The 26,243-nt window shown below is 61.9% G+C and carries 22 protein-coding genes and 1 pseudogene; 9 read left to right on the forward strand and 14 right to left on the reverse strand.

Annotation, left to right across the window (positions count from 1 at the left end):
* The first annotated feature begins 17 nt into the window (after positions 1-17).
* Both J0O65_RS09845 and J0O65_RS09850 read left to right on the forward strand, forming a co-directional pair.
* A complete protein-coding gene (locus tag J0O65_RS09845) occupies positions 18-1,256 on the forward strand; it encodes a lipopolysaccharide biosynthesis protein (RefSeq protein WP_215406319.1) in 1,239 nt (412 codons plus the stop codon).
* A gap of 137 nt (positions 1,257-1,393) precedes the next feature.
* Positions 1,394-2,236 (forward strand): GNAT family N-acetyltransferase, encoded by an 843-nt coding sequence (locus J0O65_RS09850; RefSeq protein ID WP_215406321.1) that lies wholly within the window; start codon positions 1,394-1,396, stop codon positions 2,234-2,236.
* A gap of 50 nt (positions 2,237-2,286) precedes the next feature.
* On the opposite strand, the gene J0O65_RS09855 is transcribed toward J0O65_RS09850, so the two are convergent.
* The 4 genes from J0O65_RS09855 to J0O65_RS09870 form a co-directional block, all read right to left on the reverse strand.
* On the reverse strand, positions 2,287-3,600 hold the full coding sequence (locus J0O65_RS09855) for a hypothetical protein (RefSeq protein WP_215406323.1): 1,314 nt from the start codon (positions 3,598-3,600) through the stop codon (positions 2,287-2,289).
* A 61-nt stretch (positions 3,601-3,661) separates the two neighbouring features.
* Positions 3,662-4,000, reverse strand: a complete 339-nt coding sequence (locus J0O65_RS09860) for a DMT family transporter (RefSeq protein WP_215406325.1) — start codon at positions 3,998-4,000, stop codon at positions 3,662-3,664.
* Between the two features lie 115 nt (positions 4,001-4,115).
* The gene (locus tag J0O65_RS09865; protein ID WP_215406327.1) at positions 4,116-5,090 is read right to left on the reverse strand and encodes a glycosyltransferase family 2 protein; all 975 of its coding nucleotides are present in this window, start codon (positions 5,088-5,090) and stop codon (positions 4,116-4,118) included.
* 116 nt (positions 5,091-5,206) lie between these two features.
* Positions 5,207-6,112: a sulfurtransferase gene (locus J0O65_RS09870; protein WP_251373626.1), complete on the reverse strand. Its 906-nt coding sequence runs from the start codon at positions 6,110-6,112 to the stop codon at positions 5,207-5,209.
* A gap of 137 nt (positions 6,113-6,249) precedes the next feature.
* Here J0O65_RS09870 and dnaE point away from each other — a divergent pair, with 137 nt between their 5' ends.
* Complete coding sequence (gene dnaE / locus J0O65_RS09875; RefSeq protein ID WP_251373627.1) at positions 6,250-9,786, forward strand: DNA polymerase III subunit alpha; 3,537 nt, start codon at positions 6,250-6,252, stop codon at positions 9,784-9,786.
* A gap of 63 nt (positions 9,787-9,849) precedes the next feature.
* Here dnaE and J0O65_RS09880 read toward each other — a convergent pair whose 3' ends face one another.
* The 4 genes from J0O65_RS09880 to J0O65_RS09895 all read right to left on the reverse strand — a co-directional run bounded on the left by J0O65_RS09880 (position 9,850) and on the right by J0O65_RS09895 (position 12,696).
* Positions 9,850-10,080 carry a DUF6139 family protein gene (locus J0O65_RS09880; RefSeq protein ID WP_152250479.1) on the reverse strand — a complete coding sequence of 77 codons (231 nt, stop codon included), beginning with the start codon at positions 10,078-10,080 and terminating at the stop codon, positions 9,850-9,852.
* Between the two features lie 119 nt (positions 10,081-10,199).
* Positions 10,200-11,198 (reverse strand): VirK/YbjX family protein, encoded by a 999-nt coding sequence (locus tag J0O65_RS09885; protein WP_215406329.1) that lies wholly within the window; start codon positions 11,196-11,198, stop codon positions 10,200-10,202.
* A gap of 43 nt (positions 11,199-11,241) precedes the next feature.
* Entirely contained in the window at positions 11,242-11,775 is a 534-nt protein-coding gene (locus tag J0O65_RS09890; protein WP_215406331.1) for a universal stress protein, read from the reverse strand.
* A gap of 99 nt (positions 11,776-11,874) precedes the next feature.
* Positions 11,875-12,696: a MipA/OmpV family protein gene (locus J0O65_RS09895; protein WP_215406333.1), complete on the reverse strand. Its 822-nt coding sequence runs from the start codon at positions 12,694-12,696 to the stop codon at positions 11,875-11,877.
* 157 nt (positions 12,697-12,853) lie between these two features.
* On the opposite strand from J0O65_RS09895, the gene J0O65_RS09900 reads away from it, so the two are divergent.
* From J0O65_RS09900 to J0O65_RS09915, 4 genes are all read left to right on the forward strand, one after another.
* Positions 12,854-13,540: a response regulator gene (locus tag J0O65_RS09900; protein ID WP_215406336.1), complete on the forward strand. Its 687-nt coding sequence runs from the start codon at positions 12,854-12,856 to the stop codon at positions 13,538-13,540.
* The gene (locus J0O65_RS09905; protein WP_215406338.1) at positions 13,537-14,925 is read left to right on the forward strand and encodes a sensor histidine kinase; all 1,389 of its coding nucleotides are present in this window, start codon (positions 13,537-13,539) and stop codon (positions 14,923-14,925) included. Before J0O65_RS09900 ends, J0O65_RS09905 begins: the two co-directional genes overlap by 4 nt.
* Before the next feature lie 118 nt (positions 14,926-15,043).
* Positions 15,044-16,639, forward strand: coding sequence for a sensor histidine kinase (locus J0O65_RS09910; protein WP_215406340.1), 1,596 nt, complete (start codon positions 15,044-15,046; stop codon positions 16,637-16,639).
* Positions 16,626-17,237: a response regulator transcription factor gene (locus tag J0O65_RS09915; protein ID WP_251373628.1), complete on the forward strand. Its 612-nt coding sequence runs from the start codon at positions 16,626-16,628 to the stop codon at positions 17,235-17,237. The genes J0O65_RS09910 and J0O65_RS09915 overlap by 14 nt, the downstream gene beginning before the upstream one ends.
* A 23-nt stretch (positions 17,238-17,260) precedes the next feature.
* Here J0O65_RS09915 and J0O65_RS09920 read toward each other — a convergent pair whose 3' ends face one another.
* The 4 genes and pseudogenes from J0O65_RS09920 to J0O65_RS09935 all read right to left on the reverse strand — a co-directional run.
* Positions 17,261-18,361 (reverse strand): glycosyltransferase family 9 protein, encoded by a 1,101-nt coding sequence (locus J0O65_RS09920; RefSeq protein ID WP_215406342.1) that lies wholly within the window; start codon positions 18,359-18,361, stop codon positions 17,261-17,263.
* Between the two features lie 35 nt (positions 18,362-18,396).
* Complete coding sequence (msbA, locus tag J0O65_RS09925) at positions 18,397-20,130, reverse strand: lipid A export permease/ATP-binding protein MsbA (RefSeq protein ID WP_215406344.1); 1,734 nt, start codon at positions 20,128-20,130, stop codon at positions 18,397-18,399.
* A gap of 50 nt (positions 20,131-20,180) precedes the next feature.
* Entirely contained in the window at positions 20,181-21,398 is a 1,218-nt protein-coding gene (locus J0O65_RS09930; protein ID WP_215406345.1) for an O-antigen ligase family protein, read from the reverse strand.
* 254 nt (positions 21,399-21,652) lie between these two features.
* Positions 21,653-22,891: pseudogene (locus tag J0O65_RS09935) on the reverse strand (malic enzyme-like NAD(P)-binding protein); the annotation flags it as partial.
* A 206-nt stretch (positions 22,892-23,097) separates the two neighbouring features.
* On the opposite strand from J0O65_RS09935, the gene J0O65_RS09940 reads away from it, so the two are divergent.
* On the forward strand, positions 23,098-24,123 hold the full coding sequence (locus tag J0O65_RS09940; protein WP_215406349.1) for a LacI family DNA-binding transcriptional regulator: 1,026 nt from the start codon (positions 23,098-23,100) through the stop codon (positions 24,121-24,123).
* A gap of 72 nt (positions 24,124-24,195) precedes the next feature.
* On the forward strand, positions 24,196-24,735 hold the full coding sequence (locus tag J0O65_RS09945; protein WP_251373629.1) for a hypothetical protein: 540 nt from the start codon (positions 24,196-24,198) through the stop codon (positions 24,733-24,735).
* 9 nt (positions 24,736-24,744) lie between these two features.
* Here J0O65_RS09945 and J0O65_RS09950 read toward each other — a convergent pair whose 3' ends face one another.
* On the reverse strand, positions 24,745-25,374 hold the full coding sequence (locus J0O65_RS09950; RefSeq protein ID WP_215406353.1) for a LysE family translocator: 630 nt from the start codon (positions 25,372-25,374) through the stop codon (positions 24,745-24,747).
* Between the two features lie 79 nt (positions 25,375-25,453).
* Complete coding sequence (locus J0O65_RS09955; protein WP_215406355.1) at positions 25,454-26,242, reverse strand: AraC family transcriptional regulator; 789 nt, start codon at positions 26,240-26,242, stop codon at positions 25,454-25,456.
* Between the last annotated feature and the right edge of the window lies 1 nt (position 26,243).

The raw sequence follows: 26,243 nt of genomic DNA on the forward strand, positions 1-26,243 counted from the left end.
CTTTCTAGAGAAGAAACATGGAAAATTTGAATCAGCTTGACACGCAGAATGGCGAAAACGTTGTCAATTATGTCAAAGCCTTGCGCGACGCGCGCAAGTGGATAGGCGTTGCCACGATCGCGGTCATGGCCATCGCCGTGTCCGGTGCCTTGTATCTGGGGCAGTATCGTAGCGAAGGCTTCCTGCAGTTTGGCGGTCCGATTCCCTTGCCGCTGGAGACGCTGGACAAGGACAAGGATCCGAAAAAGGACAAGGACAAGGAAGGTAATCCGGGTATCGTATTGGCCGATTACAAACGCTACGCCGCCGCCTTCAGTACCAGCGAGCGCTTTGACGCCTTTGTGCAAGCGAACAAGCTGCAGGGAGTCGACGGCATCGGCGGACTGCGCAAGGCCATGGCCAGCGGTGACGGATTCAACAAGATGGTGGAGCCGATTTTCCCCTTCACCAAGATGGACGCCAAGGAGTTGATGGAACAACCGAAGGATGGCGGCAATAATGTGATTGGTTTGCGTATTTCGTATGCCGCAGGCAGTGCCGAGAATGCCCAGCGCATGGTGGGCTTGCTGGGGCGCTATGCCATCGACAGCATCATCTACTCCAATTATTCCGATGTGCTGCGTTTCAAGCATATTGAATTATCGGCCAAGATCACCAAGCTTGATAACGACATCATCAGCATGAATGAGCGGCTGGAGATGTATCAGCGCAAGGGCGTGGTACTCAAGAAAATCGTGGGCAGTTATCCGGAAGCGGCGAACAAGTCGGCAACCTCGGTGATTTCCGTCACGGAAGACAGCGCCCGTTATTTGTCGCCCATTACCCATCTGATGTCCGGCGAAGTGGAAGCCTTGAGCACCAGCGAAACCATCATCCGCCTCAAGCGCGAGCAGGCGCAGAGTATTCTGTTGCGCGAGTACTACGACCAGGCCAAGAGCCTGCTGGATACCAACCAATCGGGCGAAGCGTTGCTGCGCGGCCTCGAAGCGGTGAAGGAAGGCGTCTTCAAGAACAAGAATCTGAACGATGAAGTGGTCAAGGAAGTGTATAACATGATAACGATTGATAACCAGCGCTCCATCAATTTGTATCTGGAAAAGAGCCGCTTCATCGCTGGTCCTACCTTGCCGGAGAAACGCAATATCCGCTTATCCGCGGTATTGCTGCTCAGTCTGCTATTCGGCTTCTTCCTGTCCTCGGCGATCGTCTTGCTGCGTAAATGGTGGGCGCTGAATATGGATGGCGTTCGTCCTTGAGTGGAACGCGGCAGTCGCGAGGCGCCTGGCAGTTGTTTTGGCCGATGCATGCATCGGCTGATGGCATCGGCCGGACGCGCCGCTGCGAATGCCGTCTGCTGCCTCTTCTCACTGTTCATGTTGGAGCGGATTAACTCATGGAATCGTCGAAAATGGTGCATGCAGAGGGTGTGACAATCACACTCTCCACGGTGGCATCCGAGGCTTTGAAAGCGTTGTTTTGGGATGTTTTTTTCCACAGTAAAAACCGTGGCGTGACGCTGCAGCGTCATTTTCCCTGGCTGTCGGCGGCGTCGGACGGCGTGGTTTTTGCCGAAGCGCGCATCGGCACGGTGACCGTCGGCGGGCTGGTGTTGCGGGAAAAGCAGCATCAGCTGGGTGAGCGCACGCTGCGTATCGCGATGATCGGCCTTGTCTGCGTGGCACAAGGGGAGCGCGGCAAGGGTATCGCCAACAGCATGCTGGAAACCATTATTGCCCATGCGAGAGAACAGCAGTTCGATTACCTGACGCTGTGGACCAGCCAGTATGCGGTGTATGAAAAACATGGCTTTCAAGTGGCTGACCGCTGGATGTATGGCTGGGTCAGGGGCGCCGAAGGCAACGAACAGCAGCCATTCGAGCCCGATGGCAGCCTTGTGCCCGACACCAGCTTGCCCTTGCCGCCGTTTGCGCGCGCCGTATATTGCTATCGCGATCCCGTGTGCTCGATGGTCGTGCTGGAGGATGCCCATGGCGCCATTGTCACGGCATACGAAGGCTTGCCTGCCGCCGCCGCTGCGGCGATGGTGCGCCATCTACCCGCTTGCTGGCGCCTGAACGTGCTTGCGCAGGATGCGATATTGCATGCGTTGCAGCTGCATGGCAAGACGCTCGAACTGGCCCCCGTCCGGCTCCAGATGTGGCTTCCACTGCGCGATGATCTGCCCGTGGAGCAGGTACTCGGGCATGTGACGTTCGCCGTGCTGGATAGAATTTGACGCTATCGCAGCTTGGCAACGCCGGGAGCATTCCCCCATCTGATGGTGACTTAGGTCTGGCTGGTTTTTGGCTTGGCCAGGCCAGCGCGTGCCGCCAGCCAGATGATGATGGACAGGCTGGTGGCTATGATGCACCAGTAGATATAGCGGAAATCGGCTGACGGCACGCTCGCCAGGTAGCCCAGGAAGTAGCCGAGCGCAGAGGCGTTCAATGCCAGTATCTGGGTCCTCTCCAGCGACGGCTGCATGCGCCAGCCAAGCACCATCATGGCGATGGATAGCAGCAGCCAGGAATACGGCTTGAAGAGCTCTCCGAGCGGCGTGGCCTGGCTGCCTTCGACATAGGCTTGCATCAGGTGCGCCAGTTTCGGATTGTCCAGTTTGATTCCCAATTCATTGTCCATGATGCCTGGATGCCAGGCATAGTAGGGTTCCAGCGTGGGCGAGCGCAGGAAATACAGGAATGCCCCGCCCTTGATCTGCAGGTACGGCAGCGGATGCTCGAAGATGGTCTTTTTCCATAAGGCATGGGCTTGCGTATGCGGCATGCCGGCAAACAGGCTGCCGCTAGGGTCATAGCCTTTGCGGACAAAGCACATCGCCCGCTCATATTGGATAGGCAGGGGTGAGCAGGCGGCATTGTCTTCAGGCTTCACCCATGGCATCAAGTTTTCGCCCGTCATGAAGGCGATCCTGGCCACTTCATCCCCCATCGTTAACGTTTCAAAGTGTTTTCTCTCCGCATGCAGGACGTTGTAGCTGAGAACCGACGTGGCCAGGGGCAGGGTGGCGGACAGCAGCACGCTCAGGATCGCCATTTGTACGATGGACCGTGTCGGCCAGAAGTGGCGCAGTGCACAGTAGATGAGGGGCACGATGGCCAGGATGGCATTGTGCCTGACGGCGGAGGCATAGAAAATGAAAGGGATGGCCAGGGCGGCGACGCGCCAGTTCTTCGTCCTTGTATACAACAGTCCCGTCGCCACGAGCAGGGCGAAGGCCATGCCCACGTCTTTCCACAGTACACCGGCAAAATTGACGACCCATGGCAGCAAGCACATGGCGGGAATCAGCAGGGCCCAGCCACGCTGTGCCATATTGCCGTACCAGATCAGGATGCCTGCTGCCAGCAAGGCGAGGTGCAGCATCAGCAGGCTTTGCGGGCCGGAAACCAGGTACAGGCACAGATGCCACACGTAGGACATGATGGCGGGATTGCTATCCGTATAGTACTGATTCAGGGCCGTCTTGTATTGGACCATGGAATCATATGACATGAAGCCGGGTGCAAAGCAGAACCAGATGACAGCCAGGACGACGGCTGTCAGGGCAATGGCCAGGGGAGTAAAAACCTGATTTTTCATGGGTAACTTCAAATTCGAGCAAGAGAATGGAGCAGCACCGCGGGTGGCGGCGACAGCGTGCTTATGCCTTCGTGGCAACAAGGATGCCGACGATGATCAGCGCGACACCGATCATGTATTGGGTCTGGAAGCGTTCGCCAAAAAGAAAATGGCTGCCGATCGGCACCAGCACAAAGGCCAGCGCCATCAGCGGGTAGATTCGGCCCAGTTCGACGCGCTGCAGTACCCAGACCCAGGCCAGCGTCGTCAGCCCATAGAGGAAGATTGCCGCCGACAGCGCAGTCAGGGTTTTGAGGGAAAAAAAGCTGCCGCTTTGCAGCAATCCATTCGCACTGACTTTAAACAGGATTTGTCCAGCTGCAATGCCAAGCACACATAACAGGGCTACGATGTACGTCATTTATTTATCTCCATAGAGTTGCTGGGGCGCGCTGCCCCGTGCGCCGTATCCAGCGCACGGGCACAGTCTTCTGCCATTGCCTGCGGTTTGTCTGTCAGGCGATGCAATCGCGCCGTCACTTCCTGCCACGCCGAATGCGGTGGAACGGTTTTTTAGGAATCGCGCTGATATCGTGTCCGAGAAAGGCCAGTATTAATTGCAGGCCGACAATCACCGGCAAGCCTGACAGCATGACTGTCCCTGCCGAGGCGGGCATAGCGTCATGCACGGAATGCAGCCATTGCGTCGCGCCAAACACGCACCCGAAGACAAGCATCAGGACACCGATGGGCAGTTCAATGGAGGCAATGGACAGGTCCCGCAAGTAATAGTTGTAGAAAATGCGTTTGAAGAAATTGCGTAGATGCTTGGCAAAAAATTCCAGCACCACCTGGGAAATCTTCAGATTGCTAACCTCATCGCCATATTTTGCATCCATGGGGATGTCGACCACGACGGCGCGCAAGGTATTGAGGCGAAACAAGATATCCGTTTCAAAAAAATAGCGGCGGCTGATTTTTTCCATCGGCAGGTGGCGCACCACTTCGCAGTGGATGGCGGTGTAGCCGTTGGTCGGATCGAAAATGTCCCAGTAGCCGGAAGAGATCTTGCTCATGAAAGACAGGATCGCGTTGCCAAAAAGACGCGCCTTGGGCATGCTGCGCACGCTTTCCAGATCGTAGAAGCGGTTGCCCTTGGTGTAGTCGGCTTCGCCAGCAATAATGGGCGCGACAAAGTCGGGAATGCATGCGGGATCCATCTGGCCATCGCCATCGACCTTGACGATGATATCCATGCCGTCATCGAGTGCGGCGCGATAGCCGGTCATGACGGCGCCTCCGACACCCTGGTTTTCGGCATGGCGCAACACGACCACGCGCTTGTCGCCGCAGTGGCGCTCGACCAGGTCGCCTGAGCGGTCCGGGCAGCAGTCGTCGACGACATAAATGCGGCTCACTTCGGCGCCAATCTGACTGATGACCGAAAGGATATGCCGATCGACCTTGTAACTGGGTATGACGACCGCAATGGCCAAGCCTTGTTTTGTCATCTTGTTATTGCTTGTCTCTACTATGCATGGTGGCGTTTCACGGAATCGGGCAACATTGTGAATTATGACATGCGCAGTTGGTGCGCCTTTGGCGCGTTGCTGCGCGCCACCAGGCGCTAGTTCTTTTTTTCGTAGCAATGCGGGCAAGACACCTCATACACATATTCCGGCGCCAGTTGCTGGCGCGGAGTGACGACGGCGCGGCAGACGAAACATTGCACGGTTTCCGTCGGTTCCAGTTTCGGGTTCAGCGCCGTGCGGTAATCGAAGACGAAGCAGTCGCCCGTGTAGTGCTCGCCGCCGACCTCTTCGAAGTATTTCAGGATGCCGCCGTCGAGCTGGTACACGCTGTCGTAGCCGATTTCCTTCATGTGGATGGCGGCCTTTTCGCAGCGGATGCCGCCCGTGCAGAAGGTGACGACGGTCTTGCCTTCCAGTTCATCCTTGTGCGCGGCAGCGACGGCCGGGAATTCCGTAAACTTGTCGATGCGATAATCAAGCGTGTTGTTGAACGTGCCCACGTCCACTTCAAAGGCGTTGCGCGTTTCCATCATGACCACGGGTTTGCCAGCATCGTCGACGCCGGCGTCGAGCCAGCGCTTGAGCGTATGCGCATCGACGGACGGGGCGCGGCCCAATTCCGGCTTGATCAGCGGCATGCGCATGGTGATGATTTCTTTTTTCAGCTTGACCAGCATGCGCTTGTGCGATTGCTCGTTCGACAAGCTTTCCTTCCACTCCAGGTCTGCCAGGCGCGCGTCGCTGCGCACCCAGGCGAGGAAGCTGTCGATATGCGCGCGCGTGCCCGACAGGAACATGTTGATGCCTTCCGGCGTCAGCAGGATCGTGCCTTTCAGGCCCAGCGTCAGACATTGCTCCTGATACAAGGGACGCATGGCTTCCGTATCGGCTAGCGTAATGAATTTATACGCTGCAATATTGACAAACGTGGCGGCGGGCGGGCTGACAGCGGCGGAAACGGCAGGTGTTGCGGCAGGTGTTGCTGGGGTGATGGCTTGCATGATGGCGATCGGCTTAGACTGAACAGCCGATATTATAAGCCCGGCAGGCCAGTCGGGATACCCGGTCCGTACGCGCGACGCGGTAGAATAGACCCCATTGAATTTTGCACGAAACGGTACACAGGATGGAAATGGTAATGCAAGAGGCCGGCGCTCCGGCAGGTTCACAGCAAGCGATGCAGCCCGGTCCCGCTTTCGTCCACTTGCGCGTGCACTCGGAGTACTCGATCGTCGATGGCCTGGTGCGCATCGACGACGTGGTCAAGGCGGCGGCGAAGGACAAGCAGGTGGCGCTGGCCGTCACCGACCTGTCGAACCTGTTTGGCATGGTCAAGTTCTACAAGGAAGCGCGCGGCAAGGGCGTCAAGCCGGTGGTCGGCGTCGAGGTATGGATCACCAACGACGATAACCGCGACAAACCGTCGCGTTTGCTGTTGCTGGCGAAGAACCGCATGGGCTATTTGCAGCTGTGCGAGCTGCTGTCGCAGGCCTGGCTGACCAATCAGCACAAGGGGCGCGCCGAGGTGCGCTACGAATGGCTGCAGGCGCTGCCCAGCAAGCGCTACGAGCTGTATCCGGACGATAGCGCGGCCAATGGCCTGATTGCGCTCTCCGGCGCGCACTTTGGCGATGTCGGCACGGCGATTGAAAACGGCAACCTGGCGCTGGCCGAAGCCCATGCCAGCAAGTGGGCGGCGCTGTTCCCCGGCCATTTCTATATCGAAATCCAGCGCGCCGGCCAGCCCAACCAGGAGCTGCAGGTACGGCATTCGGTCGCGCTGGCGTCGAAGCTGGGTCTGCCGGTGGTGGCTACGCATCCCGTGCAATTCATTTCGCAGGAAGAATTTATTGCCCACGAGGCGCGCGTCTGTATCGCCGAAGGCGAGATGCTGGCCAACGCCAAGCGTGTCAAACGCTTCAACGAGCAGATGCGCTTCCTCACGCAGGATGAAATGAGCCAGCTGTTCCACGATCTGCCGGCCGCGCTGCGAAACTCGGTGGAAATCGCCAAGCGATGCAATCTGACGCTGACCCTGGGCAAGCCGCAATTGCCGAACTTTCCGACGCCGGGCATGACCATCGACGATTTCCTGCGCGCGGAAACCAAGAAGGGCCTGGAAGAGCGCCTGATCCAGTTGTATCCGGACCCGGAGCAGCGCGAGAAGGAGCGCCCACGCTACGAGGCGCGCCTGGAGTTCGAGAACAACACCATCATCAACATGAAGTTCCCTGGCTACTTCCTGATCGTGGCCGAGTTTATTCAGTGGGGCAAGAACAATGACGTGCCGATCGGCCCGGGCCGTGGCTCGGGTGCTGGCTCGCTGGTGGCATATGCGTTGAAGATTACCGACCTCGATCCGCTCAAGTACAACCTGCTGTTCGAGCGTTTCCTGAACCCTGAACGGGTATCGATGCCCGACTTCGATATCGACTTCTGCCAGGAAAAGCGCGAACTGGTGATCCAGCACGTCAAGGATTTGTATGGCAAGGAGGCCGTCTCGCAGATCGCCACCTTCGGTACCATGGCGGCCAAGGGCGCGATCCGCGACGTGGGCCGCGTGATGGACTTCGGCTACAACTTCTGCGACGGCATCTCCAAGCTGATCCCGTTCAAGCCCGGCAAGCCCGTGTCGATCGCCGACGCCATCGAGGAAGAACCGTTGCTCAAGGAGCGCCTGGAAAACGAGGAAGAGGTCAAGCAACTGCTGGACCTGGCGCAGCAAGTCGAAGGCATCACGCGCAATATCGGCATGCACGCGGGGGGCGTCCTGATCGCCCCGGGCAAGCTGACGGATTTCTGCCCGCTGTACACGCAGGGCGGCGACTCGGGCGTCGTGTCGCAGTACGACAAGGATGACGTGGAAGCCGTCGGCCTCGTGAAGTTCGACTTTTTGGGTCTGACCACGCTGACGATTCTCGACCGCGCCGTGCGCTACATCAAGCAGCTCGACCCCGCGCAGGCGAACTTCGACCTGGCGACCTTGCCGCTGAACGACAAGCCGTCCTACGACTTGCTGACCAAGGCCAAGACCGTGGCCGTGTTCCAGCTCGAGTCGCGCGGCATGCAGGGCATGCTGAAAGATGCGCGTCCCGACCGCTTCGAGGACATTATCGCGCTCGTGGCGCTGTATCGTCCGGGCCCGATGGACCTGATTCCCGATTTCTGCAAGCGCAAGCACGGCGAACGCTTCGACTATCCCGACCCGCGCACGGAATCGATTCTGTCCGAAACCTACGGCATCATGGTGTATCAGGAGCAGGTGATGCAGATGGCGCAGATCGTCGGCGGCTATTCGCTGGGCGGCGCCGACATGCTGCGCCGCGCCATGGGTAAAAAGAAAGCCGAAGAGATGGCCGAGCACCGCGAGATCTTCCGCGCCGGTGCGGCGAAAGACGGCTTGACGGCGGAAAAGGCCGACGAGATCTTCGACTTGATGGAAAAGTTCGCCGGCTACGGTTTTAATAAATCGCACGCCGCCGCCTACGCCTTGCTGTCGTATCACACGGCATATTTAAAAGCGCACCATACGGCCGCCTTCATGGCCGCCAACTTGTCGCTGGCCATGGACGACACGGACAAGATCAAGATCCTGGTGGAAGATTCGCTGGAAATCTGCAAGCTGACCTTGTTGCCGCCGGATATCAACGAATCCGATTACCGCTTCACGCCGAGCGGCGCGCCGCCATCCGTGAGCGGCAAGAAAGTCACGCAGATCCGCTATGGCCTGGGCGCCGTGAAGGGCTCGGGCCAGAACGCCATCGAAGCCATCATCGCCGCGCGCGAGGCCGGCGGCCCCTTCACGAGCCTGTTCGACTTCTGCAAGCGCGTGGATAAGAAACAGATCAACCGCCGCACCATCGAATCCCTGATCCGCAGCGGCGCCTTCGACTGCCTGAAGGTCGACCGCGCCATCTTGCTCGCTTCCGTGGCGTTCGCCATGGAGTGCGCCGACCAGGCCGCCAAGGCGGCGAACCAGGTGAGCCTGTTCGGCGGCGACGACAGCGACATGGTGGCGCCGCCCGAGTACGTCAAGGTACCCGTGTGGACGGATAAACAGCGGCTGACGGAAGAAAAGATCGCGCTGGGCTTCTACCTGTCCGGCCACCTGTTCGACTCGTATGCGCCCGAGGCGCGCCGCTTTGCCCGCACCAAATTGTCGGAACTGTCGCCGTCGCGCGAGCCGCGCATGATGGCGGGCGTCATCACGGGCTTGCGCACGCAGATGACGCAGCGCGGCAAGATCCTCATCGTCACGCTCGATGACAAGAGCGGCACGGTGGAAGTGACGGTGTACGGCGAATTGTTCGACGCCAACCGGAAAATCTTCAAGGAGGATGAATTCCTGGCCGTCGTGGGCAAAGTGTCGGAAGACCGTTTCTCGGGCGGCTTGCGCATCACGGCCGAGAGCGCCTTCGACATCATCGCCGCGCGCGTGCAGTATGGCCGCCAGCTGGGCCTGACCTTGCCCGCCACCCTGGACGCCAAGCGCATCCGTGACGTGATCCTGCCGCACCGCGCCGACACGGGCTTGCCGATCGCCGCGCGGGTCAGCCCGCAAGGCGTCAGTTGCGTGCTGCAGTTTGGTGACGAGTGGAAAGTGGCGCCCTCGGATGAATTGCAGATGGCGCTGGAGCAAATACTGGGCGCGCAAGAAGTGGCGGTCGAATACTGACCGGCACCGCGCGGCGCAGACAAGCAAGCCAAACCGCAGACATGCTGGTTTGGCTTTTTTCGTTTACATGTCTTTCAGGCCCGTGATCGCATAGCCCTTGGCGGCGATCTGCTGGTGCGGTTGTTCGATATGGTAGTCGGGCAAGGCCTGGGCATCGTCGGCCACTTCGCTGGCGCGTATTTCCAGCTGCCAGTCGGTATTGGTCACTTCTTCTGGAATGAGCTTTCCTTCCGGCACGGCGAGGTAGGAAAAAATGCCGTCGTGCTCGGCCCGGCGGTAGATGTCTACACGCATGACTTGCCTCCTAGTAAGCGTTGGGGGAACCGGCGCACCGCGGTGCATGCCGATAACGCTAGCGTAACAGGATTGGGCCGCGCATGGGTTGTAGCGTGTGCCGCAAGAGGAGAAGTCGCTCAGGCGACAGCGGAAGCGTAGTCGTCGTCGTCCAGATCGACCGCTTGCCGTCCCTCGTTGGCAGTTGCCGCAGTGCCTGCCGTGGCGGCCTGCACCGGGCTGCGATGAGCGTCGAGGCCGCTATGCAGGCTGCGGATCATGGCCAGCGTCAGTGCGTGGCGTTTGCGTGCTTCCGAGCGCTTCTTCGAGGGCATGTCTTCCAGGGCAGGCAGGGGCAGCTTATCGCATGGCAGTTCAAAATCGCCATCCTGGCGTACCTGGGCGCCGAGTTCTTGCCAAAGAGCATTGTAGTCGGCAAACAAACGGCCCTTTTTTGCGGAATGATGGACGGCGCGGTTGGCGTTGCCTACAAGTACCATATTGCGGCAGCCATGTTCATATCCCAGCTGGCGCACCAGGCGCACCATCAGTGCCTTGGGGCGCATGCCATGCAGGTCGCGGGTTGCCTCGCGCACGCGGCGCAAGCCTTCCGCGCCGCGCGGCCCCTGGATGCAACCGATGCCCACGCTCATGCTGGCGCGTGTGCGGGAACCGAAAAAGGTAAACGCGACCGAATAGATCACGTCATCGCCGCGCGTCAGTTGCAGGACCATCTCGCCTTCGCGGTCCATCGGTTGTAGCGAACACAGCTGCAGGTGGTAGGGTGCGCCCGACTTTCCCGGCACGGAGCCCAGCCGCACCGGCGCCCGCGCCGCCTGCGCCATCAACTTGCCCCAGCCTTGCTGCAGGATGAAATGATAGTGCTCGACCAGCAAGGCGACGCGCTGGCGGCACGACAGGTTCGTGCTCAGATAAGGGCGGTACACCTTGTGCATCATGCGCGGATAGGCTTGCAGCAAATCGTGGAACACGGGGTGGGAATTGAGCAGTTGTAGCCAGATGCGCGTCTGCCGGCGCTGCAGCTGTGCCCGCAATTGCAGCTTGAGCAGCTCGCGCACGCGTGACATGCCTGGCGGCATATTGCTCAGGCCCGCGTGCAGGGTAATAGCTTGTGTCATCAAAGTTCCATGTGTAGGTGGAGGGCCGGGCGCCGGCGACGCTTCAGGCCGGCGGCCCGCTCATGCCGTCCGTATCGGCCAGCAATACCGTGGCGCTGCGCGTGGCGCGCGCCAGCTTGCGCGCCAGCGCACCGGCAAAGCGGCGCTGCCAGGGAGCGTGACGCAGGGCCGGCAGGACGATTTCGTGGCAACCGAGCAGTTCCGCCGTATCGAGGATCGAAAACAGCAGCTCGCCGGCGACAATATGGGTGCTGAAGGCGAGCTGCGAACGGCTCAGATACAGTCCCGCCTCGTGCATCATCTGCTGCGTGGCCGGATCCAGCGCATGGCATGCAGCGGGGCTGTGCCGGGGCAAGCCATCGGCCCGGCGTGGTGGGGGCGGTGTCACGTGCAGCAGGCTGACGCTGACCTGGATACCCCATTCCCGCAGGCGCCTGGCGTAGCGCGCGCCGTAGATGATGTCGCTGGCGCGCTTGACCGGCAAGAGCAGCAGCAAGGTATCCTGGCCCGGCTTGCCGTCCGCGGCGCGGTGACGTTGCGTGGCAAGGCGCGATGCATGCATGGAAGGGATGGCCATAGTCGGAAAACCATGTCATCTTAGCCATGCCACCCCCCGCTGTAAATTGGCGAAACAGCGTACGGGTTTCCCTTATGCCAGCGCCCGCTTCAAGCTTGTTTAATAGCGGTAGGTGACATACACGGCGCCGACCGGGGAAGTCTTGCGCTGCACGATGGGGCTCTTGGCCGCGTCGCCCAGGCGGCTCTCGACGCCGACCAGGGTATTGACGGCCCAGCGCGCATCGAAGCGGTGCTCCCAGTTGATGGTGGCCTGTGCTTCATAGAAACCGCCTTTGGGCGTGTATTGCTTGAACGAAGTGTTCGCGGCCTGAGTGGCCGTGACGCCATACATGGTCTGCACATACTTGCGCTCGCCCCAGCCCAGCTGGCCGCCGATGGTCACGCTATCCTGCTGCATGCCCTTGGCATCGCTCCGGCCGTAGACCTGGCCCGTCGCGCCGAAATGCACGTTCGCGCCATTTTCGCGGTTCGACAGGGGAATGTCGCTCGAGATGCTCAGCGACAGGCCCGGCAAGGGCGAATACCCTGCGCTGAGCAGGGCGCTGGCGTTGCCCTTGACTTCGCCCATGCCCTTCAGGTAATCGCTGCCGCCCCAGCCATTGACGCCCTTGCGCTTGTGGTCTTCGCGGTTGCCGCGGTAGCCCAATGCAGCGCTGTAGCTGAGGGGGCCGGCCTGGCCGCCATAGCCGATGCCGCGCGAAGTGCTGAAGAACAGGCCATTGGCCATGGCGTAATCGAGGATGATCAGGGGCGAGGCCGACAGCTTGTCGGCGCCGGAATAGCTGGACACGGCGGCGACGCCGCCGCCGATGGTGAAGACATTTTCCGCAGCCGGTTCGGCCGCCGCGGCAGCCAGGGGGTTCAAGCTCAGGCCGCAGGCCAGTGCCAGCGAGGTCAACAGGGTTGTAGATGCGTGCATGGAGTTTTCCGTCAGGTGGAGAACCGAGTCCGGAGTGGCTCGATTGACTGTCGACAGTATCCATCCTTGCCATGAAGGAAAAATGAGCCTTTTATTAAGATTGTATGAAGAACGCTTCTTTACCCATTCTTCAGCTTGCGGTGGTTTAATACTCAGCATGAAGATACTGCTGATTGAAGACGATATGGACCTGGGCAATGGCGTGCGGATCGCCTTGCGCGACCAGGGCATGCAAGTGGTCTGGGTGCGCAGCCTGGAGGATGCGGCGCGCAGCATCGAGCACGACAGTTGCGAACTGGTGCTGCTGGACCTGGGCTTGCCCGATGGCGATGGCCTCGATTTGCTGGCGCGGCTGCGCGCGGCGCGCCTGCCCGTGCTGATCCTCAGCGCCCGCGACACGCTGGAACAGCGCTTGCGGGGCCTGGACGGTGGCGCCGACGATTACCTGGTGAAGCCCTTCGTGCTGGCCGAGCTGCTGTCGCGCGTGCGCGCGCTGGCGCGCCGCAGCTATGGCTTCGATGGCGACACCATCGAATTGCGCGGCCTGCTGCTGCAGGTGCCCACGCGCCGCGTCAGCGTGCATGGCCGGCCCGTGGAGCTCACCGCCAGTGAATATGCACTGCTGAAGACCTTGCTCATGCGCGCCAACCGGGTCATCACGCGCCGCGTGCTGGAAGAACACATCCTGCCCGGCGGACTGGCCAATGCCAGCAACACCCTGGATGTGCATATGGGCAACCTGCGCCGCAAGATAGGCGAAGGGTATATCCGTACCGTGCGCGGCGTTGGCTACGTCATCGACCAGCAGGGCGAGACCTCGACTGCGCCGGGCGGCGGCGCATGATGGGGCGTTTCTGGGCCATGCTGCGCCGGCCTACCCTGGTGCGCCGCCTGATGATGGCGCAAATGCTGATGCTGACCGTGCTGTGGAGCCTGGCCGTGGCGTATGTGCTGGTCGAGGGCGCCGGCGAAGCGAGCAATGTGACGCGCGGCGTCCTGCACGCCATTGTCAGCGTGGCAGATAACCTGGCCGAGCAGCCGCAGCGCCAGCAACAAAGCTTGCGCGCCATCGACGAAGCCTTGCGCGAGGAATTTGAAATGGGCCAGGTGCCTGAGCTGGCGCCGCGCATCCTGGTCTGGCGTGCGGGCAAGCTGGTCTACAAGTCGCCCGATGCGCCCAGTGGTATCCGCAGCGCCGGCCCGGAGCAGATGGAAGTGGTGTACATCAAGGGCCAGGCCTGGCGCAGCCGCAGCCTGGTCGAAGGGGCCACCCGCGTGACCGTGCTGGAAGTGGGGGGCGCCTGGCAATTTTTCATCACGATCAATTCGCGCGGCTACTACTTGCTGCCGCTGCTGATCAGCCTGCCGTTCCTGCTGGTGCCGGCCTGGCTGTCGATCCGCCTTGCCATGCGCCCGTGGCGCAAGGTGGCGCAGGAGGTGGCGGCGCGCGGGCCGCAGGATTTGCGTCCGCTGGCGTTCAAGCCGCCGCATGGCGAACTGGCGGCGCTGGTCGACAATATCAATGCCCTGTTGCAGCGGGTCGACGCCAGCGCCGCGCGCGAACGCAGCTTCATCGCCGATGCCACGCATGAGCTGCGCACGCCGCTGGCGGCCATGCGCGTGAATGTCGAGGCCTTGCAGGGGCAGGCGCATGATGCGCGTCAGCAAGAGCTGCTGGACGGTATCTTGAACAGCGGCAAACGCGCCGCGCGGCTGGTGGGGCAGTTGCTGCAGCTGACGCGCAGCGAAGTGCAGGCGGGCGGGGGCGAGTTGCCGCGGCGGCAGGCGCTCGATATCTTGCTGCAAGACCGTCTGGCGGCCCTGTCCGGCCTGGCCCAGGCGGGCGATATCGAGCTCGAATTGCAAGCCGGGGTCTCGCTCAGCGTACCCGGACAGCGCGAGAGCCTCGTCTCGCTGATCGACAACCTGGTGGAGAACGCCATCAAGTACAGCCCGCGCGGCAGCAGCGTGACGGTGTCGCTGCATGCGGAGCGGGGCCAGGCCGTGCTGCATGTGGCCGATCAGGGCCCGGGCATCGCGCCGGCGCTGTATGAACGCGTGTTCGACCGCTTTTTCCGCGCGCCGCAGCAGGCGCAGCCGGGCAGCGGCCTGGGCTTGTCCATCGTCGCTTCCGTCGTGCGCCAGCACGGCGGCACGATTCAGTTGCACAGCGGCAATGGCGGCCTGGGCTTGCTGGTGGAAGTGCGCCTGCCGCTGGCCGGGGCCTGACGGCGCCGGCGCGCCTTGCGACCTTGCCTGAAAATTATTTCATGTGCATATAACGCAAGATGGCATGGCGTGGCGCACGCTTGCGATGCATAATGCGGGACAGTTAAAAAACACCGTTATGCGCCCATTCCTGTCCCGCTACCTGCCGTATCCCGCCTTTGTCGGCCTGTATCTGCTGTTTGACTGGGCCACCTATATCGACCCGATGTACGGGCTCAACATCACCCCATGGAATCCCGATCCCGCGCTGGGCCTCGTATTTTGGCTGATCCACGGCCGCAAGGCGGCGCTGCCGTGGTTTATCGCCCTGGTGGCTGGCGAGGTGCTGGTGCGCGGCATGCCGGCAGGCCTGCCCCTGACCTTGCTCTGTTCGGCATGGCTGGTGCTCGGCTATGGCGCTATCGGCGTAGTCTTGCGCCGCAGTTTCAGCAGCAGCGATATCTTCGACAACCGGCGCCGCCTGAGCGCCTGGGTAGCCATCGTGCTGTTTGGCACCGTGCTTAACGCGCTCGGCTATATTTCCTTGCTGTCGCTGACGGGACGCATCCCGGCCGGCGAGTGGGCAACGGCGGTCTGGCGTTTCAGCATCGGCGACACGGTCGGCATGCTGGTGTCGATGCCACTGATCTGGGTGTTGTTCAGCGAGCGCGGGCGCGAACGCCTGCGCGCCGCCGTCTGGCGCTGGGAAACCCTGGCGTACCTTGCCCTGGCCAGCTTCGTGTTGTGGAGCCTGTTCGGTTCCATCGTGCGTTCCGAATACAAGCATTTCTATTTCCTGTTTCTCCCGGTGATCTGGGCCGCCTCGCGCCAGGGGCTGCATGGCGCCGTGCTGGCTGTGTTTGTATTGCAACTGTGCCTCATCACCCTGGTGAAGTGGACGCATGCGGTCGATATCCAGTTTTATGAATTGCAATTGCTCGATGCCGTGCTGGCGCTGGTGGGATTTTTTATCGGCATCGTCGTCGATGAAATGCGCCAGGTGGCCGACGAACTGAAACACACGCTGCGCCTGGCGGCCGCCGGCGAGATGGCGGCCGCCCTCGCGCATGAGTTGAACCAGCCGCTGACGGCCTTGTCGACCTATGGCAAGGCGTGCGAATACTTGCTGGAACGGGGCGAGACCGGCGCCTTGCTGCAGGGCGCCGTGGGGCATATGATCGTCGAATCGGGACGCGCCGCGGACGTGGTGCGCCGCCTGCGCGACTTTTTCCGCACGGGCGCGATGCAACTCGAAGCGGTGGAGGCGGGCGCCCTGATCGAGGGCATGGCGCGCCAGTTCACGCCGTTGTTCCATGAGCATGGCATCGAGCTGGTGCTGGCGCCGCCGTCGCCGCTGGCCGTCAACGCCGACCGCCTGCAAATCGAGCTGGTGTTGCGGAATTTATTGGCCAATGCGCAGGATGCGGTGCTGGGCCAGCCGCGCGGCCGGCGCCGCATCACGGTCTCGGCCGAGCGGCTCGAAGGCGGGCGCTTGCGCCTGTCCGTGGAAGATAGCGGTCCCGGCATTTCCAACAGCCTGGCGGCACGCCTGTTCGAACCGTTCGTCTCGACCAAGGCCAGCGGCCTGGGTCTGGGGCTGGTGCTCAGCCGCAGCATCGTCGAAGCGCATGGCGGCCAGCTATGGGCCGAAGTGGGCAAGCATGGCATTTTTCGTTTTGTCCTGCCCCTGGCGCGCGCCAGTGCGGCCGCTACAGGAGAGTATGGTGACAAGTAATATGACGGTGTTTATCGTGGATGACGATCCCGCCGTGCGCGATGCGCTGGGTTTGCTGTTGGGCATACGCGGCTACCGCACGGCCCTGTTTTCCTGCGGCGAGGATTTCCTGCACAGCTGGCGGCCCGAGTGGGCCGGCTGCCTGCTGATCGATATCCGCATGTCGGGCATGGATGGCCTGAGCTTGCAGCGACGCTTGCTGGAGCTTAAATGCATGCTGCCCATTATCATTATCACGGGACATGGCGACGTCGCCCTGGCGCGCCAGGCCTTCAAGGCACAGGCCAGCGATTTCCTGGAAAAACCGTTTGACCACGACAAGCTGCTGGCAGCCATCGATGAAGCGTTTTCGCGCGAGGCGCACGCGCGCGGCCAGTTGCTGCGCCAGGTGGAGGGGCTGGCCTTGCTGCGCGCCTTGACGCCGCGCGAACGGGAAGTGATGCAGCTGGTGGTGACGGGCCAGCACAACCGCGATATCGCGCCGGCGCTGGGCATTTCCGTGCGCACGGTGGAAGTACACAAGGCGCGCCTGATGGACAAGCTGGGGGTCGACAACGTGGCCGACCTGGTGCGTATCAGCATGCTGGGCAGCGGTTAGTCACTGCAGCACTGCCGCGTTCCCTAGGCGAGGGTCTGCAATACCTGCTCGACCGAGATCGCCTTGACCCAGTCGCTGCGCCGCGCCACCGTGATGACGGTGCTGTTGGCGCTGTCGAACGGTGCCCATTCCGGATTTTTCTTGCGCATCAACGCCACGACAGGCACATGCACGGCGTTCGCCAGATGCATGATCGACGTTTCCACCGAAATAATCAGGTCACATTGCGCCAGCATGGCCGGCAGCTGGAAAAAGTTGTCGACGGCGCTGAAGGCTTGCGTGCGTGGCAAGCCATGCGCTTGCACGACGGCATTCACCTTGGCCAGTTCCTGCGGCATGGCATTGATCAGGAAACAGGCATGCTGCCATTTCGGCATCGCCTGCATGCGCGCAATCAGTTCGACGATGCGTTCCAGCGGCCAGCCGCGCTTGTGCGACTTGGCAAACGGGTTCAGGAGTACGAGCGGCCCCTGGCGCGGGGCAAAGCCCCAGGCGGCCAGCTGCTGCCGCGCCTGCTGCAGCGCGTGCTCGGGGATGTGTACGAAGGGATAGCGCTCGGCCACGGGAATGTCGAGTCCCGTCAATTGATGGAACCAGTCCGCATACACGCTGCTGATATGGTGCTCGCCCGCATCCTGTCCCGCATACGAGGCCAGCACGGCATCGATCTTGCGGTACGCCAGGTAATGCCAGGGGCGCAACGGGCTGAACGGCTTGCGCGTGCCGATCACCAGCCCGTTCGGGCTGATCGCGCGGGCAAGGTCCGCGTATTGCTGTGGCCTTACGTGGGCCAGCGACACGACGACAGGATAGTCTTCCGCCTTGGCCTCGCGCAGTGACTCTTCGTACAGCGCCGGGCTGTAGGTCTTGCGGTAGACCTTGGCGAACAGGCCCGATTGCTCCACCCAGTCGTACAGCGAATAGGTGCGCAAGCCTTCCCATTGCCTGGCGTCGGACGTGCGGCGGACTTCGTCGACCCACAGGTGGATCTGGATATGGGGATAGGCCGCGGCAAAGGCGCGGAAACCGTTTTGCAGGTAGGTAAAGTCTCCCAGCGCCAGATGGGCGATGAAAAGAATTTTTTCCGACTTTTGTAGAAGTTCGGCGGGAATCAAAGGCGTCATGTATCAGTACGATTTCAGGTATTCGTTCGATGGTGTCAAACCACTTGCTGGGAAAACTGCAGGCGATGCAGATTGGCATACGCGCCGTTGGCATCCAATAATTGCTGGTGATTGCCGGTTTCCATTATTTTCCCATGTGACAATACCACGATACGGTCCGCACGTTCAATTGTTGATAGCCTATGAGCAATAACGAGGGTGGTTTTACCTTGCATCAGGTGTTCCAGTGCCGCTTGCACGGCCCGTTCCGCCTCCGTATCCAGTGCCGAGGTGGCTTCATCGAGGATCAGGATGGGCGCATCCTTGTAGATGGCGCGGGCGATGGCCACGCGCTGGCGCTGGCCGCCGGACAGGCGCGAGCCGTTGTCGCCCAGGCGCGTTTCCAGGCCATCGGGCAAGCCGTCGATGACGTCCGACAGGAAGGCGGCCGCGGCGGCCGCTTCGATGCGCTGCCGGTCAGGCGCCGCATCGCCATACGCGATATTGGCGGCCAGGGTATCGTCGAACAGCACCACCTGCTGGCTGACCATGGCGATCTGGCTGCGCAGGCTGGTCAGGGAGATGGTGTCGATATTCTGTCCGTCGAGCAAAATCTCACCACTGCTGGCCGAGTAAAAGCCCGGCAGCAGGCTGACCAGGGTCGATTTGCCGCCGCCGGACATGCCGACGAAGGCGACCGTTTGTCCCGGCGCAATGCTCAGGTCGATGTGCCGCAGGGCCGGCTCCTGATGCCCGGGGTAGGTAAAGCTCACGTCCTTGAACTCGATGCGGCCTTTGCCGCGGCCAGCGAGCGGCGTGCCGCCCGTGCGCTCCGGTGTCTTGTCGATCAGCAAAAAGACTTCTTCCGCGGCGGCCATGCCGCGCTGCAGGGGACCGTTGACTTCAGCCAGTTGCTTCAGGGGCGTCAGCAGCATCAGCATGGCCGTGATGAAAGAGACAAAGCCGCCGACCGTGATCTGTCCCTGCTCCGACTGGAACAGGGCCATGACGATGACCAGGGCCACGGCGGCGGCCGTGATCACCTGCGTGATGGGCACGGTGGCGGAAAAGGTGGTGGTCATGCGCATGCTGTAGCGGCGCAATTGCTCGGCACGCTCTTCGAAGCGCGACTTTTCGTAATCCTGGCCGCCGAAGATCTTGATCACTTGCTGGGCGCGCGTGGTTTCCTCGATGACCTGGGTCAACTCGGCATTGACGGCCAGCGAGTCGCGGTTGAGTTTTTTCAGGCGCTTGCCCGTGGTGCGCACGACGATGGTCAGCAGGGGCAGCAGCACCAGGGTCACCAGGGTCAGCACCCAGTTCAGGTACAGCAGCCAGGCGAGCAGGCCCAGCACGGTCAGCGAGGAGCGCACGATCGAGGTAAACACCTTGGTCACCATTTCGATGATCTGCTGCACTTCGAACATGATGGAGTTGATGACTTTGCCCACCGTGTGCGTGTTGTAGAAATCGATGGGCAAGTTCAGCATGCTGGCAAACATCCTGCGCCGCAATTCGTTGAGGATGCGCGTGGAGACATAGCTCATCAGGTAGCTGCTGGCAAACGTCGACGCGCCGCGCATGGCAAAGATGCCGATGACGATCAGCGGCACCAGCCAGAAGGAAAAACTCACCTTGCCGCCAAAACCGTTGTCGAGCAGCAATTTGAGCGCATAAGGCAGCAGCGGTTCCGTGGCCGCCGTGACGACCATCGCCAGCAGAGCCAGGGCCAGATGTTTCTTATAGGGCGCGTGCAGCGCGGTGAGGCGCTTCAGGTCGGGTGTGAGCATCGGTATGGTTCCTTGCAGGGACAGCAACAACGGTCAGGCGAAAAACGAGCTCAGGCAATGCGTTCTTGCTGGCGCAGCATGGCCCACAGTATCACCATCGGGAAGACCAGCATGATGATGCCGATATTTAGGGTAAGCGAGTTCGTCGTCAAGCCGAACGTGATATAGCAGGAAAGCAGGATGACACCGGCCAGCGCATAGGGTTGTGCCGTTTGTCCATTTCCGGCCTCCCGCAGGGACTGGGAAAACAAGCGCAGCGGGAGGAAAAACAGCACCAGCAATGCTAACAGGCCCAGCATGCCGCGCTTGACCAGGGAATCGATATAGTCGTTGTGCGCATTCGTGAAATCGCGTGCCACGGCATTCATCTTGCCTTCGGCTGCCAGTGCCTGCTTTTGTTCCAGATAGCCATTGCGACCGATGCCCAGTAACAGGTTTTCGTCCGACATGCGCAGCGCGGAACGCCACATTTCCACGCGCTGGCCAACTGAGGAGTATATGTTGCCGGAATCGTTGAAACTGTTGAGTTCGTTGATGGCGGCGATGCTGCGCTCCCGCACCGGTGAGTTGGGGAGGGCATAGACCAGGGTGCCCAATACAACAAAGGCGGCGGCGACACTGAATAGATAACGGTTGCCGTGTTTTTTAGCCTGATGCAGGGCAATGATGCCGACACAAACGGGCAATGCCAGCCAGCCGCCACGGCTACCGCTGATGATCGAACCTGCAACGCCAGCGACGCAGCCGCACAGCATCAGCACTGTCCACAGGCGCTGGCGCGATTGAGCGCGTGCCCACGCGACGCCGCACAGCGATAGCATGCCCAGCAGCATGCTCACATTGCCATAATGGATGGCGTTGCTCGTGGCTGCTTGGGGACGGCCAATATCATGGGCAAAGAATTGCCAAAAAGCCAGTGCGGCACCGCCGATGGCACCAATTGCAATACCGCTCCACCAGGCTCCCGGCCGCGGCGGATAAGCAATCAGCAGCAGCAGCACGGGCGCGGCCAGCAGCGCCCGCAGGGGCATATCGAGTTCTCGCGCCGGATCGGCGTGATAGAGCATGTTGGCCGTAAAAATGAAGAAGTACAGCAGCAGCGTACCGAGCATCAGATAATCGCGGCGTTGCAGGTTCAGACGGGGACGTTTCCAGAGCAGCCAGCTGCTGGCCAGCAGCAGCACCAGCGCGCCCAGGGAGTATCCGCTGTTGACAGCCAGCGCCAATGCCGAAAAGAGAAAAACAGAAACAGAGGTCAGGCCGAGCATGGATATCCTTGGTAACGCACGTCGCCGCCATGATGGCAACTGTAGCAACTAAAGTAGGCGTCATTGTAATCGAAGGTGGCTGAAAAAACGCCTTCGGGAGAATTTGCTCTTCGATAACTGTATAGGCGCTCTCAAGGGGGGAGAATGCAAAAAACCATGGTTCTTAGCCATGGTTTTTTTGTAAGCAATGGTAACTTGCTGTTATTTTGCCAAGGCCGCAAGGCCCGTCATGCGTCTCAGGCTTTGGCTGGCACGCGGGTGGCCACGCCGGTGGCGATGGCCGCTTGCGACACGGCAGGTGCGACCCAGCTGCGCAGGCGTTCGTCGAATGGCGACGGGATCAGTTGCAGCGGCGTCAGCGCGCTGCTCTCGTGGCCCGGCAATGGTTCCTTGGCCAGCGCGGCGATGGCGCGCACGCAGGCCAGCTTCATTTCTTCGTTGATGGTGGTGGCGCCCACGTCGAGCGCGCCGCGGAAGATGTACGGGAAGCACAGCACGTTGTTGATCTGGTTCGGGTAGTCCGAGCGGCCCGTGGCGACGATGGCGTCGTCGCGCACGGCATGGACTTTTTCCGGGGCGATTTCCGGATGCGGATTGGCCAGGGCGAAGATCAGCGGCTTGGCGGCCATCGATTCGACCATCTGCGCACTCACCACGCCGCCCTTCGAGACGCCGATGAAGATGTCGGCGCCGACCATGGCGTCGGCCAGGTCGCGGTCGCTCGTGTCGTTCGCGTAACGCGCCTTGTTCTCTTCCATGCTGGCATCGCGGCCCGGGTAGATCACGCCCTGGCTGTCGCACACTTTCAGCAGCGACTTGTTCAGGCCCAGCGAGACGAGCAGGTCCAGGCAGGCGATCGACGCCGCGCCGGCGCCCGAGACGGCCACTTTCACATTGCCGATGTCCTTGCCCACCAGTTCCAGGCCGTTCAGGATGCCGGCCGCGACGATGATGGCCGTACCGTGCTGGTCGTCGTGGAAGACGGGAATGTTCATGCGCTTGCGCAATTGCTGTTCGATGTAGAAGCAGTCCGGCGCCTTGATGTCTTCCAGGTTGATGCCGCCGAAGGTCGGCTCCATGCGCACCACGGTGTCGATGAACAGGTCGGGATCGTTCTCGGCCAGCTCGATGTCGAACACGTCGACGTCGGCGAATTGCTTGAACAGGCAGGCCTTGCCTTCCATCACCGGTTTGCTGGCCAGCGGACCGATATCGCCCAGGCCCAGCACGGCCGTGCCGTTGGTGATCACGGCCACCAGGTTGCTGCGCGACGTGTAGGTGCCGGCCGTGCGCGGATCTTCCACGATCGCTTCGCAGGCGAAGGCCACGCCCGGCGAGTACGCCAGGGTCAGCGCGCGGGCGTCGCCCAGCGGTTTGGTGGGGGTCACGGAAATCTTGCCTGCGCGGGGTTCGGCGTGATAGGCGAGGGCGGCTTCTTTCAGGTTGAAGGTTTCGCCGTTCTGTTCGGCGTGCTTGCTGTGGGAAGTAGACATAAGAATTCTGGGAAGGGCAACCGGGCCCGAGTGGTCAATCCGGGTCATGGTATGCAAGCGTTTGCACGCTGTCAAGGCTGGATTGTACTTAAGCCGGCCAAAACCGCTTTGGGCAACGGCATTATTTCAATGCAAGCGTTTGCTCGGTTTTTGACGGAGCGGGCATTTTTTGCGATAAAATCACCGTATTGCGATCCGGGAAGCCCATGACAAACAAGAACCCCACCTTAAGCGACGTCGCGCGGGCCAGCGGCGTGCACTTTTCCACCGTGTCGCGCGTGATGAACCCGGCCACGCGGCAGATGGTCAGCGCCGAGGTGGCCGCGCGCGTGCTGGCCGAAGCGGCCCGGCTCGGCTACCGCCCGAACCGCGCCGCCTCCACCCTCGTCACGCGCAAGTCGCGCATCATCGGCGTGGTCTTGCCCGACATTACCAACGCGGTTTTTCCGCCTATCCTGCTGGGCATCGAGGAAGGCTTGCGCAAGCATGGCTACCTGGCCATCGTCGCCAACGTGGGGGCCGACGAGGAAGAGCAGCTGTTCGTCATCAACCGCCTGCTGGGGCAGCAGGTCGATGGCCTGATTTTGGCCACCGCACGGCGCGACGATCCCGTCATCAAGATGTGCATCGACCAGAATGTGCCCGTCGTCACCGTCAACCGCAGCGACGAGACGGGCGTCGCTTCCTGCGTCGTCAGCGACGACGTGGTTGGCATGCGCCTGGCCGTCGAGCACTTGCTGGCGCTGGGCCACCGCCATATCGCGCACATTGCCGGCCCGGAAAACCTGTCCACGGGCCACGTGCGCCGCCTGGGCTTCCTGGCCGCCATCCAGGCCAGCGAACTCGATCCCTCGCAAGCCTTCGTGTTTGAAAGCAGCGGCTATTCGCGCGAGTGCGGCAAGGCGGCGCTGCTGGAATTGCTGCGCCAGTCGCCGCGCACGACGGCCGTGGTGACGGGCAGCGACCTGGTGGCCCTCGGCTGCTACGACGCCATCCGCGAACTGGGCTTGAGCTGCCCCGAAGATATTTCCGTGGTGGGCCACAACGACATGCCGTACATGGACATGATCCGTCCGCCCCTGACCACCATCCGCATCCGCCACCACGGCATCGGCACGGAGGCGGCCCGGCTGATCCTGCAAACCATCGCTTCGCCCGATGCCCCGGTGCTTGACGTGCGCTTGAAACCGGAACTGGTGGTGCGCGAATCGACGGCCGCCACCAGGGGCTGATGCAATGCCTGGGGCCGCGCCGCCGCAAGGTGGTACACTGGCGCCCCTCAACGTATTTTGCCCTCCATCGCCATGACCAAAACCAACACGCCCTCTCCGAAACGCCGCGAAGAGGGCGTCGCCAAGCTGACCGTCAATCCCTTCCTCGACGCCGAGTTTTACGCGCGCATGCGCGACTACACGGAGCGCGACGCGGCCATCATCAAGGAATTGAAGGCGATCGCCGAGATTCGCGCCGGCAACAAGCAGCCCGAGCCCCGCCTGGCGCCGTCGTTGCAAGCATTGCGCGATACCGTCAAGAAAGGTTTGACGTTCGGCGAGATGCTCGAGCGCATGGCCGCCGGCAAGGAAAAAGGCTTGTGGGAACCGTGGATGACGACCTTCGGCATCGAGATCCGCGCCGTCAATTATGGCGCCGGCCCGCGCAACGCCTGCCTGGTGCTGGACCTGGCAGCGAATGCCCCGGCGCACGCCATGTTCGCCAAGGCGGGCATCCAGAACTGGCGCAGCCTGGCCGCCGACGACTGCTCCGTCGTGCGTTCGGAAAAGGCGACGGAAACCACGCCGCTGAAAGTGTATGCCGTGTTTTACCTGGACCCGCTGCCAGCCTGATGATGCATCTCAGGCGGCGCTTCTGGCGAGATTGACCAGCAGCGCCGCCGCCATCAGTATCAGCATGACGCCGGACAGCCGCTCCAGCGTCGGCAGGGCACGCGCAAAGCGCTGCCGCAGCGCCGCGTTGCCGATGGCCAGCGCCACCGCCATATCCCACGCCAGCACGGCGCACACCATCCACACCGCGTAGAACAGCACCCAGCCGCTGCTGCTATGCCGGCTGGCGACCACGGACGCCAGGCTCGCATAGAACAGCGCATTCTTCGGATTGAAGATGGCGGAGAGAAATCCCATGCCCAGGCCCGTGCGCCAGCCGGTCCCGCCGCGCGTGGGAGTGCTGCCGGTGTCCAGGCGGCCGCTGCCCGCATGGCGCAGGAATAGCCAGCCCAGGTACAGCAGATAGGCACAGCCGGCCAGCTGCACGGCAAGGAACAGCATGCTGTCCGGGTGCAGCACGGCCACGCCGCCAAACGCCGCCACGATGAACACGCCATTGGCCAAGGTAATGCCGAGACACGCGCCCACCGCGCCGCGCCAGCCGTGCGCCAGCGCGCTGCGGGCGATGAGGAAAAAGTCGGGACCCGGCGACAGCAGGGCCAGGAAATGGGCGACGGCGATGAAGAGGAAATCCTGCATGAAGCGCGGCTCCGGCAATGGCGATGCGCGAGTATGCAGGGGCCGGCGACAGCCTGTATTGAAGAAAATTGCAGGCGCTTTAGCCGCCCTGGCCGCGATAGCGCCCCGGCGTGATGCCCGCATGCGCCTTGAAGACGCGCTGCAGATGGCTCTGGTCGGCAAAGCCCAGTTCACAGGCGATGTCGGCCAGGGCGCCGCCCGCCTGCAGGCGGCTGCGCGCGCGGTTGACGTGCATATTCAGCTGGTAGGCGTGCGGCGTCAGGCCCGTGGCGGCACGGAAGGCGCGGATCAATTGAAAGGGGCTCAGGCCTGCCGCCTGCGCCAGCTGCCGCAGGCTGGCTGAAGGGCGAGCCTGCAGCGTTGCGAGCACGGGCGCCAGTTGCAGCGGCAGCGGCTTGCGTTCCGAGGGCAGCCGGTCTGCACGGGCGTCGGCGCAAGCGCCCAGGAACGCCAGCAGCGCCGCATCCTTCTCTGCTGCGCCGACCTTTGAGAACAGCAGCGCATTCATGGCGCAAAACTGCGCGTACAGTTGCGGGCAGTGCAACACCGCCGCCGACTCGCCATCGAGCCCCGGCGCGTGTGCCTGCAGCCACCGCGCATCGAGATGCAGCATCTGGTAGCTCCAGACGGTGTCGGGCAGGGGATTGCAGGCGTGCACGCAGCCGGCCGGCACCAGCACCAGGCTGCCATTGCCGAGGGCGACCTGGCCGTCTTTGCTGCCCGTGAAGATGCTGCCGCCGGCATCGACGGCGCCGATGGAAAACGTGGGATGGCTGTGCGGCTTGTAGCACGCCCGGCTGCGGCACGCGCGCCGGCTTTCCACGTGGGGCAGACGCGGGTCGCGCCAGAAGGCGGCGGTGCCGGGCATG

The organism is Janthinobacterium sp. JC611, assembly GCF_018682595.1.
Lineage (GTDB): Bacteria > Pseudomonadota > Gammaproteobacteria > Burkholderiales > Burkholderiaceae_D > Janthinobacterium.

What these genes read in the sequence shown, in the direction of transcription:
- J0O65_RS09950 (WP_215406353.1), bottom strand. Translation starts at nt 25,374, where the DNA reads ATGCAGGATTTCCTCTTCATCGCCGTCGCCCATTTCCTGGCCCTGCTG.
- J0O65_RS09930 (WP_215406345.1), bottom strand. Translation starts at nt 21,398, where the DNA reads ATGCTCGGCCTGACCTCTGTTTCTGTTTTTCTCTTTTCGGCATTGGCG.
- J0O65_RS09915 (WP_251373628.1), top strand. Translation starts at nt 16,626, where the DNA reads ATGGTGACAAGTAATATGACGGTGTTTATCGTGGATGACGATCCCGCC.
- J0O65_RS09900 (WP_215406336.1), top strand. Translation starts at nt 12,854, where the DNA reads ATGAAGATACTGCTGATTGAAGACGATATGGACCTGGGCAATGGCGTG.
- J0O65_RS09880 (WP_152250479.1), bottom strand. Translation starts at nt 10,080, where the DNA reads ATGCGTGTAGACATCTACCGCCGGGCCGAGCACGACGGCATTTTTTCC.
- dnaE (WP_251373627.1), top strand. Translation starts at nt 6,250, where the DNA reads ATGCAAGAGGCCGGCGCTCCGGCAGGTTCACAGCAAGCGATGCAGCCC.
- J0O65_RS09870 (WP_251373626.1), bottom strand. Translation starts at nt 6,112, where the DNA reads ATGCAAGCCATCACCCCAGCAACACCTGCCGCAACACCTGCCGTTTCC.
- J0O65_RS09855 (WP_215406323.1), bottom strand. Translation starts at nt 3,600, where the DNA reads ATGAAAAATCAGGTTTTTACTCCCCTGGCCATTGCCCTGACAGCCGTC.
- msbA (WP_215406344.1), bottom strand. Translation starts at nt 20,130, where the DNA reads ATGCTCACACCCGACCTGAAGCGCCTCACCGCGCTGCACGCGCCCTAT.
- J0O65_RS09890 (WP_215406331.1), bottom strand. Translation starts at nt 11,775, where the DNA reads ATGGCCATCCCTTCCATGCATGCATCGCGCCTTGCCACGCAACGTCAC.
- J0O65_RS09945 (WP_251373629.1), top strand. Translation starts at nt 24,196, where the DNA reads ATGACCAAAACCAACACGCCCTCTCCGAAACGCCGCGAAGAGGGCGTC.
- J0O65_RS09895 (WP_215406333.1), bottom strand. Translation starts at nt 12,696, where the DNA reads ATGCACGCATCTACAACCCTGTTGACCTCGCTGGCACTGGCCTGCGGC.
- J0O65_RS09850 (WP_215406321.1), top strand. Translation starts at nt 1,394, where the DNA reads ATGGAATCGTCGAAAATGGTGCATGCAGAGGGTGTGACAATCACACTC.
- J0O65_RS09885 (WP_215406329.1), bottom strand. Translation starts at nt 11,198, where the DNA reads ATGACACAAGCTATTACCCTGCACGCGGGCCTGAGCAATATGCCGCCA.
- J0O65_RS09860 (WP_215406325.1), bottom strand. Translation starts at nt 4,000, where the DNA reads ATGACGTACATCGTAGCCCTGTTATGTGTGCTTGGCATTGCAGCTGGA.
- J0O65_RS09910 (WP_215406340.1), top strand. Translation starts at nt 15,044, where the DNA reads ATGCGCCCATTCCTGTCCCGCTACCTGCCGTATCCCGCCTTTGTCGGC.
- J0O65_RS09955 (WP_215406355.1), bottom strand. Translation starts at nt 26,242, where the DNA reads ATGCCCGGCACCGCCGCCTTCTGGCGCGACCCGCGTCTGCCCCACGTG.
- J0O65_RS09905 (WP_215406338.1), top strand. Translation starts at nt 13,537, where the DNA reads ATGATGGGGCGTTTCTGGGCCATGCTGCGCCGGCCTACCCTGGTGCGC.
- J0O65_RS09845 (WP_215406319.1), top strand. Translation starts at nt 18, where the DNA reads ATGGAAAATTTGAATCAGCTTGACACGCAGAATGGCGAAAACGTTGTC.
- J0O65_RS09940 (WP_215406349.1), top strand. Translation starts at nt 23,098, where the DNA reads ATGACAAACAAGAACCCCACCTTAAGCGACGTCGCGCGGGCCAGCGGC.
- J0O65_RS09920 (WP_215406342.1), bottom strand. Translation starts at nt 18,361, where the DNA reads ATGACGCCTTTGATTCCCGCCGAACTTCTACAAAAGTCGGAAAAAATT.
- J0O65_RS09865 (WP_215406327.1), bottom strand. Translation starts at nt 5,090, where the DNA reads ATGACAAAACAAGGCTTGGCCATTGCGGTCGTCATACCCAGTTACAAG.